The organism is Micromonospora sp. NPDC047730, from assembly GCF_043204765.1.
In the GTDB taxonomy this organism is placed as follows: domain Bacteria; phylum Actinomycetota; class Actinomycetes; order Mycobacteriales; family Micromonosporaceae; genus Micromonospora.
The window spans coordinates 1-16,094 of sequence record NZ_JBIDCU010000019.1 but is presented as its reverse complement, the minus strand read 5'-3'; the positions used below and the strand labels follow the sequence as shown (position 1 = coordinate 16,094).

The window sequence follows — 16,094 nt, the reverse complement described above, 5'->3', positions numbered from 1 at the left end:
CGGACCGATACGGAACGGGTGGCGGCTCCGCACACCCGGGGCGGCGCCGCGACCGGGGTGGCCGGTCAGCGGCGGCGGACCGCTTCCTCGACCAGGTCGAGCACCGGGCCGAGGTCGCCGGCGGGGCGTCCCATCGCGAGGTGCAGCACCAGGCCGTCGTAGGCCAGTTCGAGGAACTGGGCCAGCACGTCGATCGGCACGTCCTCGCGGAGCACGCCCGCCTCCCGCTGGCGGGCCAGCCGTTCGCGGGTCGCCTCGGCGACCGCCGCCGATCGTTCCGCCCACCGCTTGGCGAACGCCGGGTCGGTCCGCAGCCGCCGGGAGACCTCCAGCTGGCTGCCGAGCCAGCCGGTGGTGTCGGGGGAGACCGCGCCGGCCAGCAGGTCGCGCATCACCTGGACCAGGCCGTTGCGGGCGACCGTCTCCACCATGGCGGCGGCGTCGTCCTCGGCGACCGCGAGGAAGAGCGAGTCCTTGTCGCGGAAGTGGTGGAAGATCGCGCCCCGGGACAGCCGGGTGGCCTCTTCGAGCCGACGCACGGTGGCGCCCTCGTAGCCGTGCCGCGCGAAACACGCCCGCGCGGCGGCGAGGATCTCCTGCCGACGGGCGTCGAGCTGGTCCTGACTTACTCTGGGCACGGGTCGATCGTGTCAGGTCACCCCCCGTCACGCAAACCGTACGTACGGCTTGGTTGCGGCGCACGAATGATCATCATGCCTCCGCCCGCCCGCTAGGATCGGGCCCGTGACGCCACTCCCCGCCGCCGTCGCGGTCCCCGCCGCCCCGCTGACCGTCGCCGCCGTGCAGGCCGAGCCTGTCCCCGGAGACGTGGCTGGCAACGCGGCGAGCGCCGCCCGGCTGGTCCGCCGGGCGACGGAGCGGGGTGCGCGGGTGACCGTGCTGCCCGAGCTCTTCCTGCCCGCGTACCACCCGCCGACGCTCGCGGCCGACCCGGCCGGCACCGACGTCGCGGCCGACGCCACGGCGACCGTCGCCGACCCTCGGCTGGACCCGCTGCGCGAGGCCGCCCGCGACGGCGGCGCCGCCGTGGTGGTCGGCGCGGCGGTCCGGCACCCGGACGGGCGGCGGACCATCTCGTCCCTGGTGGTCGACCGGGCCGGCGTGGTCCGCGTCGGGTACGACAAGCAGCAGCTCTGGAGCGGCGAACGCGAGCTGTTCAGCCCCGGCGACCGGGGCGCCACCCTGCTCGTCGACGACTGGCGGCTCGGGCTCGGCATCTGCTACGACGGCTGCTTCCCGGAGCACGGCCGCGCCGCCGCGGCCGACGGGGCGCACGGCTACCTGTGCCCGAGCGGCTACCTGGCCGGCTCCGAGCACCGCCGCGACCTCTACTACGCCGCCCGCGCGCTGGACAACACGATGTACGTGGTGTTCGCCAACTCCGTCGACGGCGCGGACCCGTGGCGGTTCAACGGTGGCGCCGCGGTCTACGACCCGGAGGGCCGGCCGCTGGCGCGGGGCGCGGACACCGGCGAGGCCGTGCTGGTCGTCGCGCTGGCGCCAGAGGCCCTCGCGGCCACCCGGGCGGCCCACTCCATGCTGCTGGACCGCCTTCCCGACCAGGGACGCGCCCGTTCGTCGCTGCCGGCCTGACGGAGGCCGCCGCTCGGGCCTGTCGGCGAGTACCGGAGTCCCGTAGGGTGCCCGGCTGTCGCTGCTCCTGCCCGCTGCGCGGCGCCTGGGTGGTCGGCGACGGGCCGGAGGCGGACATCGGCGGCGCCGCCGCCGTCGGCCTGCCCAGCGTCTGGCTGCACCGGAGGCGCACCTGGGCCGACCGCCGCTTCGCGCCGACCCGCACCGTGGACGGCCTGATCGCCGCCGTCGCGGTGGTGCTCGGCGGCTGAGCGGCCGGCGGAGACATCCCGGCGGCTGAGCGGCGGGGCTGCGGCACCGCGGCGGCGGGCCGGCCGGCCGTGCCGCCGGGCCGGCCGGCCGTGCCGTCTGGGCGGTCCCGGGCGCGGGTCGGGCGGCTCGGGTAATTCGGTTGACCGGGCGCCACCGGGCCGAGAGCATGGTCGGCGCATCGTGCACCCGGGCGTGCGCCCGGTCGAGGAGAGGGGGTCGGTCATGGCCGTCTTCGCAGGTCACATCCACCTGCCTCCATCAGCCTCGAGCAAGGGATCACCACCGCAGTGCGCGATCACGACCTTCCGGCGCGCGAGCGCCGTACCCGCGGCAAGCGCCGCTTCGACGACGACGAACCGCTCTTCCTGAAGCGCGGCCGGGCGGCCGAGCCCGTCCCCGCCGACCCCGACGCCGAGCCGGACCCCGACACGGGGGAGCGCTGGTCCTCCTGGGACGACGCCGTGCACGGCCCGCAGCCCCACCCGGACTGGCTGGTCACCGAGCTGGCCGCGAAGGACACCGAGCTCGGTGTCCTGAAGACCGGCAAGGAGGCGGACGTCCACCTGGTGCGCCGGGCCGTGCCCGGCACCGACCGTTCCTGCCTGCTGGCCGTCAAGCGCTACCGGGACGCCCAACACCGGCTCTTCCACCGCGACGCCGGCTATCTGGAGGGGCGCCGGGTCCGCCGGTCCCGGGAGAATCGGGCGATGGCCGGGCGGACCGCGTTCGGCCGGCAGATGATCGCCGGCCAGTGGGCGGCGGCCGAGTTCGCCGCGCTGGCCCGGCTCTGGGAGATCGGCGCCCGGTACGGCACGATCTCCGTCCCCTACCCGGTGCAGCTGCGCGGCACGGAGCTGATGCTGGAGTTCCTCGGGGACCCGGCCGAGGGGCTGGCCGCGCCCCGGCTGGCCCAGCTGCGGCCGGAGGCCGGTGAGCTGCGCGACCTGTGGGACCAGATGGTGGACGCCCTGGTGGTGCTCGCCCGCGCCGGCCTCGCGCACGGCGACCTGTCGCCGTACAACCTGCTGGTGCACGCGGGGCGCCTGGTGCTGATCGACCTGCCGCAGGTGGTCGACGTGGTGGCCAACCCGCAGGGGCCGGAGTTCCTGGCCCGCGACGTCCGGGTGGTGGCGACCTGGTTCGCGGCCCGGGGGCTGCCGGCGGGGGAGGCCGACCCGGCGGCGCTGACCGCGCTGCTGCTGCGGGAGACGGGGATCCGCTGACCGGGTGCCCCGGGGCGGCCGACGCCCGGCCGCCCCGGGGCCCGGGTCACTGCAGGTAGCGCTCGACCTCGGGCTTGGGGCGCATCCCCTGGGCGTCCGGGTCGCCGTGGGTCTGCCGGGCGGCCCGCCGCCGGCGCAGCAGGTCCCAGCACTGGTCGAGGGACTCCTCCAGCTCGCGCAGCCGGTTGCGGGCGTCGTCGTCGGTGCCCGACTCGTTGGCCTGCGCGTCGGCGCGCAGCCGGTGCTCCTCGTCGACCAGCTCGGAGATCCGGTTCAGGATGGTCTTGTCGTCCATGCCCTGAGCCTGGCACAGGCCGTGCGGGCGCGCCCGGATTCCACCGCCGGCCGCCCCCCGCCGCGCCGCCCGCTGCGGTAGGTTCCCCAGCCATGCTCCCTACCGTCCGGGCCGCCGGGCCGCGCGACGCGACGCCGGTGGCCGGCCTGCTCCGCGCCGCCGAGCCCCACCTGGTCGTCACGCCTGCGTTGCTCGCCTGGCAGGCGACCGGCAAGCCGGCGGAGCGCTTCGGGATGCTGGTCGCCGAGACGGGCGACGGGATCGCCGGCGTCGCCCGGACGGGACTGCTGCACGAGAGCGCCGAGCCCGGGCTCGGCTTCGTCAACCTGGTCGTGCGCCCCGAGCGGCGGGGGCGGGGCGTCGGGTCGGCGCTGCTCGCCGCCGCCGAGGAGCGGCTCGCCGGGCTCGGCGTGCGTCGGGCGTACGCGCGGGTGGCCGACGGGCCCGCGGCTCTCTCCTTCGCCGAGGGACGCGGCTACCGGCCCGGCCGACGCAACCTGATCCTGCGCCTGGACCTGGCGGCGACGTTGCCGGCGCCGCCCGCGCCGCCGCCCGGGGTGCGGCTGACCACGGCCGCCGAGCTGCCCGATCCGCGCCCGCTCTACGAGGCGGACCTGGCCGCCGCCGCCGACGAGCCGGGCGACGTGGGGATGGACGCGATCAGCTATGCCGACTGGCGGGCCGCGTACTGGGACCGGCCGGACCTCGACCGGGGTCTGACCACGGTGGCCGTGGCGGACGGGGTGGTGGTGGCGTTCAGCGTCGCGCTGACCGACGGCGGCGCCCGCTATCTGTCGGGGATGACGGGCACCCGCGCCGAGTGGCGGGGCCGGGGCCTGGCCCGGCTGGTCAAGCATGTGTCGCTGCGGTCGGCCCGGTCGGCCGGCTACCGACGGGCGTACACCGTCAACGACGCCGGCAACGACGCCATGCGCGCGGTGAACGAGTGGTTCGGCTACCGCCCGGTGGCCGCCGAGTGGCGTTACCTGCGCTCGCTCCAGGAGTGACACCCGACACGAATTCCTTCATGGATCAGCATTCCCATGAGCAAAATTCTCGTACGGCTCTGGCGGGTCCGAACGGGTGATGGCATGCTCTCCGAATCGTGACGTAAGGCAGCCGTCCGGAGGACGGTCTGTCACCACGAAGCGTGACTGTGAGGGGTGCCATGGCTGACCGGAGTTCCGACGGGCCGCACGGGCGGGCGGCGCGGAGCGTGCCACTGTGGAGGATGCTGCCGGGCCTCCTGCGTGACCCGTTGCGCGAACTCGTCGCGCTGGCGGACGCCGCGGAGGGCGAGGTCATCCGGCTCAACGTCGGGACCATCCGCCCGTACCTGGTGACCGAGCCGGCCCACGTGCAGCACATCCTGCGGGACAACGCGGCCAACTACACCCGCGGCGGGCGGAGCATGCTCTGGCGGCCGGTGCGGCGGTTCACCGGGGAGGGCATCATGTCCGAAGGCCCCGAGTGGCAGGCCAGTCGCGCGCGGATGCAGCCGCACTTCACGGCCAAGCGCATCGACTCCCTCGTGGACACCATGAGCCGCGCGGTCAGCGAGGCGGTGGACGGGTTTGAGGAGCCGGCCCGCACCGGCCGGTGGCTGGACATCGGCGCGGAGCTGGGGCGGGTCATCTGCCGGGCGATCAGCAGTGTCTTCTTCGCCGACCGGGTCAGCCTCGCCGACCAGCTGCGGATCGTCGCCGCCCAGGACACCATCGTGACCGCGCTGCGGCTGCGGCTGCTCCTGCCCTTCGTGCCCGACGCCGTGCCGGTGCCGGGAGACCGCGCCCTGCGCCGCGCTACCGGTGTCGTCGACGACATCATGCTGCCGCTGGTGCGGGCCGAGCTCGCCCACCCGCGGGACAGCGACGACCTGCTCGCCGCCCTGACCCGCGCACGGGACGCCGACGGCCGCCCGCTCGACGAACGGCGGGTCCGCGACGACGTGGTGGCCTCGTTCGCCACCGCGACCGAGACCACCTACGCCGTGCTGACCTGGCTGTGGCCGATCCTGGACGCCCACCCCGCGATCGCCGAACGGCTCTACGCGGAGCTGGACGAGGTGGTGGGCACCGACCGGGTGATCAGCCGGGAGCAGTTGGTCGCCCTCACGTACACCCGGTCGGTCGTGGACGAGCTGCTGCGGATGTATCCCGCGGGCTGGCTGCTGCCGCGCGCGGCGTTGGCGGACGACGTCATCGGCGGCACCCGCATCCCCGCCGGCAGCATCGTCGTCGTCAGCTCCTACATCACCCAGCGGCTGGCCCGGTACTGGGACCGCCCGGACACCTTCGACCCCGACCGGTTCCGCGCCGACCAGCCGCGCCGCAGCCACCGGTACGCGTACTTCCCGTTCGGCGGTGGCCCGCACCAGTGCCTCGGCAATCACCTGTTCAACCTGGAGGCTCCGCTCGTGGTGGCCACGATCCTCAGCCGCTACCGCTTCCGGCTGCGCGAGCCCGGGATGCCGCCCAAGCAGCTGGCGGCGGCCCTGCGCCCGGGCAGGCCGGTGGTCATGGCGCTGACCCCGGTTCGCGAGCAGAGGCCGGCATGATCCCGGCGCTGACGACCGCGCAGGACGGCACCGGCACCGGACCGGAGCCGGCAGGCGGCGGGCGGGACGAGCTGCGCGACGCGCGGGAACAGGGGCGGATCTGCGGCGTGGCCGTCCGCGGGCAACGCGACCTCCGGGCGACGGCCGCCGCGTACCCCGAGCTGTTCCCCGCCGAGCCGTTCGACGCCATGCTGTTCGCCAACATCTCGCTGGCCATCGCGTTCGGTGCCCCGTGGTGCACGCCGCAGCAGCTGCGGGTCGCCAACCGGACCGTGCTGTGGGGCTTCGCCCTCGACTGGCTGATCGACCACCGGGCACAGTCCCAGGAGGAGGTCGACCGGCTCGTCGGCCGCTGCGTCTCGGTGGCCGCCGGCGAGCCGCCCGCCGCCGACGACCACCTCGGTGCCTACCTGGCCGCGCTCCAGAACGAACTCGCGACGACCCCGGCCTTCGCCGCACACCGTTCACTGTGGCGGAACAGCCTGGGCGCGACGGTGGGGGCGATGGCCCGGGAGTGGGCATGGAGGGCGGCCTGGCGCTCCGGCGACCGGGCGGCCCTGCCGAGCCTCGACGCGTACCTCGCCAACGCCGACAACCTCGCCTGCACGATCGTCAACGTCGCGCACTGGATCCACACCGGGGACGAGGCCACGCTCGCCCGGCTCGACGACCTGGTCGCGGTCAGCGACGAGGTGCAGCGCGCCCTGCGCCTCGCCAACGACCTCGGCACGTACGAGCGGGACCTGCGCTGGGGCGACCTGAACGCCCTCCTGCTGGTCGACGACCGCGCCGAGGTGGAGCAGCGGCTCGCCGCCCTGGTGGACGACTGCCGACGGATGCTCGTCCCGCTCCGGTCGGACTGCCCGCGGGAGGCGGACTACCTGGCCCGGCAGATCGGCTTCAGCAGCGGCTTCTACCAGCTGGCCGACTTCTGGGGGATGTCGTGACGGCGGCCCCGGTCGCCGTGGCGGAGGTCGGCGGGCCGGGGCTCGCCACCGCCGGGCGGGCGCTCGTGGCGGCGATGGCCGCCACCCCCGCCGGCACGGTTTCGCCCTCGGTGTACGAGACGGCGCGGCTGGTCAGCGACGCGCCCTGGTTGCCCGGGCACGCCGGGCGCCTGCGCTACCTGGTGACCGCGCAGCGGCCCGACGGCGCGTGGGGGGCGCCCGGCGCGTACGGGCTGGTGCCGACCCTCAGCGCGGTGGAGGCACTGCTGAGGTGCGTGTCCGGCGCCGGGCGGGGCGAGCCGACGCACCTGCCTGCGTCCGTGGTGGACCGCGGCGTCGGGGCGCTGCGGCGGCTGCTGGCCGCCGACGAGCCGGTGCCGGACATGCCGGGCGTGGACCTGATCGTGCCCGCCCTGCTCGACCGGATCGACGCGCTGCTGCGCCCGGCCGGCGGCACCGAGCCGTCGCGGTGGGCGCACGCAAGACCGCTGCCGATGCCGCACGGCATGACGCGGCACCGGTCCGAGGCGGTCGGCCGGCTGCTCGCCGCCGGCCGGCCCGTGCCGGAGAAGCTCTTGCACGCCTTCGAGGTGCTGGACGAGCGGACGCGGGTGAACCTGCCCGTCCGGCCGCTCCTGGGCGCCGTGGGCGCCTCGCCCGCCGCCACCGCCGCCTGGCTGGGCGACCCCTCCCGCCCAGGGGTGGACCGGGCGGCGCTGGGCTACCTGACGAACGCCGTCGGGCCGGGGGGCGGCCCCGTCCCGTGCACGACGCCCATCGCCGTGTTCGAGCGGGCGTGGGTGCTCAGCAGCCTCGCCCGGGTCGGCGCGGCCCCGGACGTCCCCCGCCGGATGATCGCCGACCTGGCCGCCGTGGTCGGCCCGGACGGCGCGGCGACCTCGCCGGGGCTCCCGACGGACGCCGACACCACCGCCGCCACCCTCTTCGCGCTGGCCCGCCTCGGCCGTCCGGTCGCCCCCGACAGCCTGCTGGCGTACGACACCGGAGCGCACTTCTGCACCTGGCGGGGCGAGGACGGCGCGTCGGTCACCACGAACGCGCACGTGCTGGAGGCGCTGGGCTGGCACGCCCGCCACGAACCGGGGCGACCGCACGCCGACGTGGCGCGCCGGGTGGCCGGCTGGCTGATCGACGGCCAGCTCCCCGACGGCCGGTGGACGGACCGCTGGCACGCCTCGCCGTACTACGCCACCTCGGCGGTCGCCGCCGCCCTGTCCGAGTACGCGCCCGAGGCCGCCGCTGCGGCGCTCGACCGGGCGGTCGACTGGGTGCGGGACACCCAGCGGGCCGACGGCTCGTGGGGGCTGTGGGACGGCACCCCGGAAGAGACCGCCTACGCCGTGCAGGTGCTGCTCGGCAACGGACGGCCGCCGCGGCCGGGTGTCGGCGCCGCCGTGCGGCGTGCGCTGGCCTTCCTCGACGACCACGACGACGTCACCGGGCACGCCGCTCCACTGTGGCACGACAAGGATCTCTACCATCCGATGCTGATCGTGCGGGCCGCCGTGCTGGCGGCGCGGCACCTGGCGCGGCTGAACGGCCACATGGGACACTGACCGCCGCAGCGGGCCGCGGCCCGCTGCGCAGCGTCATGATCAGCACCGCTTGAGCGATCGTCGTGACACTGCTACCGTGCGCCGGGTCGGTCGAAGCGACACGCGCTTCCGCCGATCGGATGAATCAGGCTCCCCGCCAGGGATGGTTTCGCATGGGTTCCCGCAGCTCGAATCTGCGCCGGAAAGTCGTGGCTATGTTGGCCTCGCTCGTTGCGCTGTGGGCTTTCGCCGCGTGGGTGACGCTGCGGGAGGGCGTCAACCTCATCTGGGTGCAGGCGCTCGACAGCCGGGTCGCCCAGCCGAGTGAGCCGCTCGTGCTGGAGCTGCAGGCGGAGCGCCGGGCCTCCGCGGCGTACCTGGGCGGGGCGGGCGAGCCCGAGCGGGCCCAGCTCGAGGCGCAGTGGCAGCGGACCCAGGCCGTCGCCGACGACTTCCGGGAGTCCGTCCGCGGCTGGCGGGTCGACCTGGCGGCGAGCGACGACACCAAGCAACAGATCGACACGGTCGTCGCCGGGCTGGACCGGCTGGGCAGCGTGCGCGAGTCGATTCGCACCCGCCAGGTGGACCGGGCCGCCGCCGTCGAGGCGTACACCGGGCTCATCGACTCGACGCTGCAGGTGTACGGGTCGCTGGGCAACCTGGACGACGAGCAGTTCGCGCGGGAAACCGTGGCACTGATCCAGCTCGTCCGGGTCCGGGAACTCATGTCCCAGGAGGACGCGCTGGTCACCGGGGCGCTCGCCGCGGGCCGGATGACTCCGGAGGAGTCCGCCGCCTTCGCCCGCACCGTCGGTGCACAGCGCTTCCTCGACAGCCAGACCCGCGACGACCTGGCCGACGCCGACCGGGCACGGTACGAGGCGCTGCTCGGCGGCGAGACGTACACGTCGTTCCGCGCCCTGGAGGACCGGATGGTCCTCGCGGGACGGACGTCCGGCCCGCCGACCGTCACGGCCGCCCAGTGGCGCGCGGCGGCGGACGTCGTGGCCGAGGAGCAGCAGCGGTTCATCATCGAGGCCGGTGACGCGCTCGTGGACCGGTCCACGCCGATCGCCGCCGGCGTCATCATCCGGCTGGTGCTGGCCGCCGGTCTGGGCCTGCTCGCCGTCATCGCCTCCATTGCCATGTCGGTCACCACCGCCCGGGCCCTGGTGCGGCAGTTGGAGCGGCTGCGCGACGCGGCGTTCGGGCTCGCCAACGAGCGGCTGCCCGGCGTGGTCGAGCGACTCGGCCACGGCGAGGAGGTCGACGTCGCCAAGGAGGCGCCCCCGCTGGAGTTCGGCGACGACGAGATCGGCCAGGTGGGCAAGGCGTTCAACGCCGTGCAGGAGACCGCCATCCGCACCGCCGTCGAGCAGGCCGAGCTGCGGCGCAACGTCCGGGACGTCTTCCTCAGCCTGGCCCGGCGCACCCAGGCGCTGGTGCACCGCCAGCTCACCCTGCTCGACGCGATGGAACGCCGCGAGCACGACGCCGAGGAGCTGGAGGACCTGTTCCGGGTCGACCACCTGGCCACCCGGATGCGGCGCAACGCCGAGAACCTGATCGTGCTCTCCGGCTCCACCCCGGGCCGGGCGTGGCGGCGCAACGTGCCGATGGTCGACGTGGTCCGGGGCGCGGTCGCCGAGGTCGAGGACTACACCCGGGTCAACGTGCTGCCCCTGGGCCCGGTCTCGCTGACCGGGCGGGCGGTCGGTGACGTCATCCACCTGCTCGCCGAGCTGATCGAGAACGGGCTGTCGTTCTCTCCGCCGCACACCACCGTCGAGGTGCGTGGGCAGATGGTGGCCAACGGCTTCGCCATCGAGATCGAGGACCGCGGCCTGGGCATGAGCGAGGAGGACCTGGCCGCCGCGAACCACCGGATCGTCGACCAGTCCGAGCTGAACCTGGCCAACGCCTCCCGCCTGGGGCTCTACGTGGTGAGCCGGCTGACCGAGCGGCACGGCGTGCGGGTGCAGCTCAAGGAGTCGGCGTACGGCGGCACCACCGCAGTCGTGCTGATCCCGGCCGAGCTGGTCACCGCCGACGACGCGGACCCGAGCACCTCCGGCGGCTTCCCGGCCGGGGTGCCGGCCACCACGCCGGTGCCGGGCGTGTCCACTCCCGCCACCGAGCAGCCCACCACGGTGGCGCTGGCCGAGCCGCCGGCCGCGCCGAGGCCGCGGTCGGCCCTGGAGTCCGAGGCCCCTGCCGGGGACTCCGACGGGGGTGCCCTGCCCACCCGGTCGCGCGGTCGGAGCCTGTCGACCACCCCGACGGAGGAGCGGCTCCCCACCCGGGCGCGCGGCGCGTCGATGCAGCCGGCCCTGGACGGCCCGACCTTCCCGACCGGCCTGCCGGTGACCGCCGCCCGGCCGGCCGTGGCCGCCCCGCAGCCGTCCGCGCCGGCGCAGGCCGCCACCCCTGACGAGACCGTCCCGGCGGCCGGAACGGCGGAGTCGGGCGTCGGGAGCACGGCGGCCGCCGGCCCCGCACGGGTGCCCTGCCCCGAGCAGGTGCGCACCGGGTCCGGGCTCCCGGTCCGGGTCCGGCAGGCCAGCCTCGCGCCGGAACTGCGCGACGAGCCCGCCGCCGGGAACGACGACGAGGACACGGTACGCCCGCCGGAGCAGGTGCGCCGGATGATGAGCTCCTACCAGAGCGGCACCCGGCGTGGCCGTACGGACGCCGCCCGGCTGCTCGGCGGGGCCGGCGGCGGCCGGCCCGAGACAGGCGAGGGAGCCGGGGCCGGCGAGGGACCCGACGTCGGCGATCAGCAGGCGACCTGACCGGCACCGCCCGCACTGCGGGGTGACCCCGCGGCGTGGCGGTCAGCCCAGACGAGTACGGCGACAACAGCCGGGGGAGAAGAGGACGACGAGTGGCGCAGAAGACGGCTTCGAGTGCCGACCTGACGTGGTTGCTGGATGATCTGGTCGGCCGGGTGAAGCAGGCCGACCACGCGGTCGCGCTCTCGACGGACGGCCTGTTGATGGCCGCCTCGCGAGGGCTCAGCCGGGACGACGGAGAGCACCTGGCCGCGATGGCGGCCGGCATCCAGAGCCTGGCCCGGGGCGCGGGCAAGCGCTTCGGTGGCGGGCAGGTGCAGCAGACCATCATCGAGATGCAGTCGTCGTTCCTGTTCGTCACGGCGGCCGGGCGCAACGCCTGCCTGGCTGTCCTCGCCAGCGAGGACGCCGACGTCGGCCTGATCGCCTACGAGATGGCGATGCTGGTCACCCGCGTCGGCAAGTACGTCGCGTCGCCGTCGCGGACCGAGCAGCCGGCCGACGAGAAGTAACCGCGATGACGGTGCAGGGGGAGTCCGCCGAGCACCAGTGGGTCGACGACCACGCCGGCCCGGTGGTGCGCCCCTACGCGGTGACCCGTGGCCGGGCCCGGCCGGTCACCGGCACGTTCGACCTGATCTCGCTGGTGACGGCGACCCGCGCGGACGTGACTCCGGAGGTCGGACTGGGTCCGGAGCACCTGGCGATCGTCGGGCTCTGCCAGCGGATCCAGTCCGTCGCCGAGATCGCCGCCCACATGGACCTGCCGGTGGGCACCATCCGGGTCCTGCTCGGCGACCTGGTGGCCCGCAGCCTGGTGCAGGTACGCGAGCCGCGCACCACGGCCGGCCTTCCCGACAACAGCGTTTTCGAGGCGGTAATCAATGGACTACGGGCACTCTGAGCGGCCGGCGGGAGCGCCGCCACTGCCCACCGCGATCAAGATCCTCGTCGCGGGTGGCTTCGGCGTGGGCAAGACCACCATGGTCGGCGCGGTCAGCGAGACACGCCCCCTGCGCACCGAGGAGGTGCTGACCGAGAGCGGGGTCGGCATCGACGACCTCTCCGGGGTGGAGAGCAAGAAGACCACCACGGTGGCGATGGACTTCGGTCGCATCACCATCAGCGACGACCTGGTGCTGTACCTCTTCGGCACCCCCGGGCAGGACCGCTTCTGGTTCGTCTGGGACGAGCTGGCGCTCGGCGCGATCGGCGCGGTGGTGCTGGCGGACACCCGACGGCTGGCGGACTGCTTCCCCTCCATCGACTACTTCGAGGGGCGCGGCACGCCGTTCGTGGTGGCGGTGAACTGCTTCGAGGGCGCCCGGCAGTACCAGCTCGACGAGGTGCAGTCGGCGCTGAACCTCGACCCCGGGGTGCCGGTGCTGCTCTGCGACGCCCGGCAGCGGGAGTCGAGCAAGGAGGTGCTCATCACGCTGCTGGAGCACGCCATGAAGACCCGGGACGCTCGCCGCCGGTCCGGGTGACCCCACCGCGGGGCTGGCGCGCGGGCAGGTGAGCCGCGACGCCGCCTCGCCCGGAGAGCGCCGAGCCGGTACGCGACAGGGCCCCTCCCGCGAGCGCGGGAGGGGCCCTGTTCGATGGTGCGTCAGCTGGCGATCATGCGGCGCAGCACGTACTGCAGGATGCCGCCGTGCCGGTAGTAGTCCGCCTCACCCGGCGTGTCGATCCGGACGACCGCGTCGAACTCGACGCCGGTGTCGGTGCTGACCTTGACCGTGCGCGGGGTCTCCCCGTCGTTCAGCGCGGTCACCCCGGTGATGGTGAACGTCTCCGTGCCGGTGAGGCCCAGCGACTCGGCGGTCTCGCCGGCCGGGAACTGCAGCGGGAGCACGCCCATGCCGATCAGGTTGGAGCGGTGGATCCGCTCGTACGACTCGGCGATGACCGCCTTGACGCCGAGCAGCATGGTGCCCTTGGCCGCCCAGTCCCGCGACGAGCCGGAGCCGTACTCCTTGCCGGCCAGGACGACCAGCGGGACGCCCGCCTCCTGGTAGGCCACCGAGGCGTCGTAGATCGAGGTCTGCTCGCCGGTCAGGTGGTTGACCGTGAAGCCGCCCTCGACACCCGGGACCAGCTGGTTGCGCAGCCGGATGTTGGCGAAGGTGCCCCGGATCATGACCTCGTGGTTGCCCCGGCGGGAGCCGTACGAGTTGAACTCGTGCCGCGGCACGCCGTGCTCGGCGAGGTACTTCCCGGCGGGGGAGTCGGCCTTGATGGAACCGGCCGGGGAGATGTGGTCGGTCGTCACCGAGTCGCCCAGCTTGGCCAGCACGCGAGCCGGACCGATGTCGGAGACAGGCGCCGGCAGGCGCCCCATGCCCTCGAAGTACGGGGGCTTGCGGACGTAGGTCGAGTCGCCGGCCCAGGCGAAGGTGTCGCCGGTCGGGGTGGGCAGCGACTGCCAGCGCTCGTCGCCGGCGAAGACGTCCGCGTACGCCGCGCTGAAGCCGGTGGCGCCGATCGCCGAGGCGATGACGTCCTGGATCTCGGCGGTGTTCGGCCAGATGTCGCGCAGGAACACCGGGTTGCCCTGGCTGTCCTCGCCGATCGGCTCGTTGGCCAGGTCGATGTCCATCGTGCCGGCCAGCGCGTACGCGACCACCAGCGGCGGGGACGCCAGGTAGTTCATCTTGACGTCCGGGTTGATCCGGCCCTCGAAGTTCCGGTTGCCCGACAGCACCGAGACGACGGCCAGGTCGGCGTCGTTGACGGCGGCGGAGATCTCCTCCGGCAGCGGGCCGGAGTTGCCGATGCAGGTGGTGCAGCCGTAGCCGACCAGGTGGAAGCCGAGCTTCTCCAGGTAGGGCGTGAGGCCGGCCCGCTCGTAGTAGTCCATGACGACCTTGGAGCCGGGCGCCAGGGTGGTCTTTACCCACGGCTTGCGGGTCAGGCCCTTCTCCACCGCGTTGCGGGCCAGCAGCGCCGCCCCGATCATGACCTGCGGGTTGGAGGTGTTGGTGCAGGAGGTGATCGCGGCGATCACCACGGCGCCGTGGTCCAGCTCGAACTCGGTGCCGTCGTCGCCGGTGACCCGGATCGGGTTGCTGGCCCGCCCGCCGGCGCCGACCGCCGCGGTCTCCAGGTCGCGCGGGGCGTCGGCCGGGTCGCTGACGCCGTTGGCGGGGGAGTCGCTGGCCGGGAAGGACTCGGCGCTGGCCTCGTCGGCGTGGCCCACGACCCCGAACGGCTTCTCCTGCTGCGGCACGCCAGCGGCGCGGCCCCGGTCGCCACCGGTCTCGTCGGCGGCCACGTAGTCGGTCAGCGCCGAGCGGAACAGCGTCTTGGCGCTGCCCAGCGGCACCCGGTCCTGCGGGCGCTTCGGACCGGCCAGGGACGGTTCGATGGTGCTCAGGTCGAGCTCCAGGCGCTCCGAGTACTCCGGCTCGGCGTCCGGGTCGTGCCAGAGGCCCTGCTCCTTGGCGTACGCCTCGACCAGCGCGACCTGCTGCGGGTCGCGGCCGGTCAGCTCCAGGTAGCGGACGGTCTCGCCGTCGATCGGGAAGATCGCCACGGTGGAGCCGTACTCCGGGGACATGTTGCCGATGGTGGCCCGGTTGGCCAGCGGCACGGCGCTCACGCCCGGGCCGTAGAACTCGACGAACTTGCCGACCACGCCGTGCTTGCGCAGCATCTCGGTGATGGTGAGCACCAGGTCGGTGGCGGTGGTGCCGGCCGGCATCTCGCCGGAGAGCTTGAAGCCCACCACGCGCGGGATCAGCATGCTGACCGGCTGGCCGAGCATGGCGGCCTCGGCCTCGATGCCGCCGACGCCCCAGCCGAGCACGCCCAGGCCGTTGACCATCGTGGTGTGCGAGTCGGTGCCGACCACGGTGTCCGGGTACGCCTGGCCGTTGCGCTCCATGATCGTACGGGCCAGGTACTCGATGTTGACCTGGTGCACGATGCCGGTGCCCGGCGGGACGACCTTGAACTCGTTGAACGCGGTCTGGCCCCAGCGCAGGAACTGGTAGCGCTCCTTGTTGCGCTCGTACTCGAGCTCGACGTTGCGCTGGAAGGCGTCCTCGCGGCCGAACAGGTCGGCGATGACCGAGTGGTCGATGACCAGCTCGGCCGGGGCGAGCGGGTTGACCTTGGTGGCGTCGCCGCCGAGGTCGCGGACGGCCTCGCGCATGGTGGCCAGGTCGACCACGCAGGGCACGCCGGTGAAGTCCTGCATGAGCACCCGCGCCGGGGTGAACTGGATCTCCACGCTCGGGTCGGCGGTGGGGTCCCAGCCGCCGAGCTGCCGGATGTGGTCGGCGGTGATGTTCGCGCCGTCCTCGGTCCGGAGCAGGTTCTCCAGCAGGATCTTCAGGCTGTAGGGGAGCCGATCGTGGCCCTCCACCTTGCTGATCTTGAAAATCTCGTAGCTCGCGTCTCCGACGCGTAGCTGGGTCTTCGCACCGAAGGTGTCGAGGCTCGCCACGTCGTACTCCTTCACACCAGCGACCGTGAGTAGTCCTGAGCAGTCTGTCGCACCGGCCGGGGTGTCGCCGTGGTTAGGGGACACTTACCGCCGATTCTCGTCGTCAACAAAACCGTACGTCCGTCTTGCTAACTGCGCAACCTCGTGCCATCGTTCGGGACGAGGAGGTACCACCATGATCCATCACCTCCAGCTCGCCTGCCCACGCGGCTCCGAGGACGCGTCCCGCGCCTGCTGACGACTGACAGCCCCCGGGACTGCCCGCTGCGGGCATGACGAGAGGGCCGGCTCGTTCGGGGCCGGCCCTTGTCGTTGGTGGTGGTGGGATCAGGCGGCGTAGCCGCGGGTGGCGATCCAGTCGGCGAGGGCCTCGGTGGTGATCCAGTAGGAGGCCTGGGCGGGGTCGGC

At 74.1% G+C, this 16,094-nt stretch carries 13 protein-coding genes and 2 pseudogenes; 11 read left to right on the top strand and 4 right to left on the bottom strand.

Translation table 11 applies throughout. The features are described 5' to 3' along the window. Positions 1 to 65: 65 nt before the first annotated feature. Positions 66 to 638: a helix-turn-helix domain-containing protein gene (locus ACGF5G_RS29880; RefSeq protein WP_350685345.1), complete on the bottom strand. Its 573-nt coding sequence runs from the start codon at positions 636 to 638 to the stop codon at positions 66 to 68. A gap of 106 nt (positions 639 to 744) precedes the next feature. On the opposite strand from ACGF5G_RS29880, the gene ACGF5G_RS29875 reads away from it, so the two are divergent. The 3 genes and pseudogenes from ACGF5G_RS29875 (at position 745) to ACGF5G_RS29865 (ending at position 3,089) form a co-directional block, all read left to right on the top strand. Continuing rightward, positions 745 to 1,614 (top strand): carbon-nitrogen hydrolase family protein, encoded by an 870-nt coding sequence (locus tag ACGF5G_RS29875; protein ID WP_393268850.1) that lies wholly within the window; start codon positions 745 to 747, stop codon positions 1,612 to 1,614. Between the two features lie 65 nt (positions 1,615 to 1,679). Continuing rightward, a pseudogene (locus tag ACGF5G_RS29870) lies at positions 1,680 to 1,865 on the top strand (HAD hydrolase-like protein); the annotation flags it as partial. Positions 1,866 to 2,153: 288 nt separating this feature from the next. Beyond that, the gene (locus tag ACGF5G_RS29865; RefSeq protein ID WP_393268847.1) at positions 2,154 to 3,089 is read left to right on the top strand and encodes a serine protein kinase RIO; all 936 of its coding nucleotides are present in this window, start codon (positions 2,154 to 2,156) and stop codon (positions 3,087 to 3,089) included. Between the two features lie 46 nt (positions 3,090 to 3,135). On the opposite strand, the gene ACGF5G_RS29860 is transcribed toward ACGF5G_RS29865, so the two are convergent. Beyond that, positions 3,136 to 3,384 carry a DUF2630 family protein gene (locus tag ACGF5G_RS29860; protein ID WP_393268845.1) on the bottom strand — a complete coding sequence of 83 codons (249 nt, stop codon included), beginning with the start codon at positions 3,382 to 3,384 and terminating at the stop codon, positions 3,136 to 3,138. A 92-nt stretch (positions 3,385 to 3,476) separates the two neighbouring features. Between ACGF5G_RS29860 and ACGF5G_RS29855 the strand changes: the two genes are divergently transcribed. The 8 genes from ACGF5G_RS29855 (at position 3,477) to ACGF5G_RS29820 (ending at position 12,723) form a co-directional block, all read left to right on the top strand. Further along, positions 3,477 to 4,391, top strand: coding sequence for a GNAT family N-acetyltransferase (locus ACGF5G_RS29855; protein WP_393268842.1), 915 nt, complete (start codon positions 3,477 to 3,479; stop codon positions 4,389 to 4,391). A gap of 209 nt (positions 4,392 to 4,600) precedes the next feature. Next, a complete protein-coding gene (locus ACGF5G_RS29850) occupies positions 4,601 to 5,941 on the top strand; it encodes a cytochrome P450 (protein ID WP_393269044.1) in 1,341 nt (446 codons plus the stop codon). Continuing rightward, positions 5,938 to 6,888, top strand: a complete 951-nt coding sequence (locus tag ACGF5G_RS29845; RefSeq protein WP_393268840.1) for a terpene synthase family protein — start codon at positions 5,938 to 5,940, stop codon at positions 6,886 to 6,888. Before ACGF5G_RS29850 ends, ACGF5G_RS29845 begins: the two co-directional genes overlap by 4 nt. Further along, positions 6,885 to 8,465, top strand: coding sequence for a prenyltransferase/squalene oxidase repeat-containing protein (locus tag ACGF5G_RS29840; RefSeq protein WP_393268838.1), 1,581 nt, complete (start codon positions 6,885 to 6,887; stop codon positions 8,463 to 8,465). Before ACGF5G_RS29845 ends, ACGF5G_RS29840 begins: the two co-directional genes overlap by 4 nt. Before the next feature lie 152 nt (positions 8,466 to 8,617). Continuing rightward, positions 8,618 to 11,236 carry a nitrate- and nitrite sensing domain-containing protein gene (locus tag ACGF5G_RS29835; protein ID WP_393268835.1) on the top strand — a complete coding sequence of 873 codons (2,619 nt, stop codon included), beginning with the start codon at positions 8,618 to 8,620 and terminating at the stop codon, positions 11,234 to 11,236. 92 nt (positions 11,237 to 11,328) lie between these two features. After that, on the top strand, positions 11,329 to 11,748 hold the full coding sequence (locus ACGF5G_RS29830; RefSeq protein ID WP_350686945.1) for a roadblock/LC7 domain-containing protein: 420 nt from the start codon (positions 11,329 to 11,331) through the stop codon (positions 11,746 to 11,748). Positions 11,749 to 11,753: 5 nt separating this feature from the next. Further along, complete coding sequence (locus ACGF5G_RS29825) at positions 11,754 to 12,140, top strand: DUF742 domain-containing protein (protein WP_350686947.1); 387 nt, start codon at positions 11,754 to 11,756, stop codon at positions 12,138 to 12,140. After that, positions 12,121 to 12,723: an ATP/GTP-binding protein gene (locus ACGF5G_RS29820; protein WP_393268832.1), complete on the top strand. Its 603-nt coding sequence runs from the start codon at positions 12,121 to 12,123 to the stop codon at positions 12,721 to 12,723. Before ACGF5G_RS29825 ends, ACGF5G_RS29820 begins: the two co-directional genes overlap by 20 nt. A 122-nt stretch (positions 12,724 to 12,845) precedes the next feature. On the opposite strand, the gene ACGF5G_RS29815 is transcribed toward ACGF5G_RS29820, so the two are convergent. Next, entirely contained in the window at positions 12,846 to 15,701 is a 2,856-nt protein-coding gene (locus tag ACGF5G_RS29815) for an aconitate hydratase (protein ID WP_393268830.1), read from the bottom strand. Between the two features lie 312 nt (positions 15,702 to 16,013). Further along, a pseudogene (locus ACGF5G_RS29810) lies at positions 16,014 to 16,094 on the bottom strand (phytochelatin synthase); the annotation flags it as partial.